Source organism: Falsirhodobacter sp. alg1, from assembly GCF_000739715.2.
Lineage (GTDB): Bacteria > Pseudomonadota > Alphaproteobacteria > Rhodobacterales > Rhodobacteraceae > Falsirhodobacter.
Map to the genome: position 1 here is coordinate 1 of NZ_BBJC02000123.1, position 502 is coordinate 502.

Below are 502 nucleotides of genomic sequence, written 5' to 3' on the forward strand. Positions count from 1 at the left end.
ATGTGCCGCCGCCGCTTCGGCCCAAAGCCGCGATCAGGTTCAGGTTGCCGGCTCGTCAACGGTATTGCCCTATGCAACGATCGTTGCAGAGTCTTTCGGTGAGAATTTCGATTTCCCGACACCTGTCGTTCAATCGGGCGGTTCGTCGGCCGGCCTGCAGCAGTTCTGTCAGGGCATCGGTGAGAACACTCCAAGGAATTTCAGGATGTCGGGGTGGTGGCAGTTCAGATAGACCGCGCCGGCGCCCTGACGCGCCCCCAGCTGGTTGGCATAGCTGAAGCTGTCTTCCAGGAGTTTCATCACCGGAATCACGCCCGAGGACTGGTTCTCGATCCCCTTGATCGGCGCACCGGCCTCGCGCAGGTTGGTCAGCATCAGGGCAACGCCACCGCCACGCTTGGACAGTTGCAGCGCCGAGTTGATCGACCGGCCGATGGATTCCATGTTGTCTTCCAGCCGCAGCAGGAAGCAGGAGATCAATTCTCCGCGCTGTTTCTTGCCC

Annotated in this window: 2 pseudogenes; one reads left to right on the forward strand and one right to left on the reverse strand. The window is 60.6% G+C overall.

Going from position 1 to position 502, the window contains the following annotated elements:
* Positions 1-190 (forward strand): annotated as a pseudogene (locus TR36_RS15345) (substrate-binding domain-containing protein); the annotation flags it as partial.
* A gap of 2 nt (positions 191-192) precedes the next feature.
* Here TR36_RS15345 and TR36_RS14545 read toward each other — a convergent pair.
* Positions 193-502: pseudogene (locus tag TR36_RS14545) on the reverse strand (ribonucleotide-diphosphate reductase subunit alpha); the annotation flags it as partial.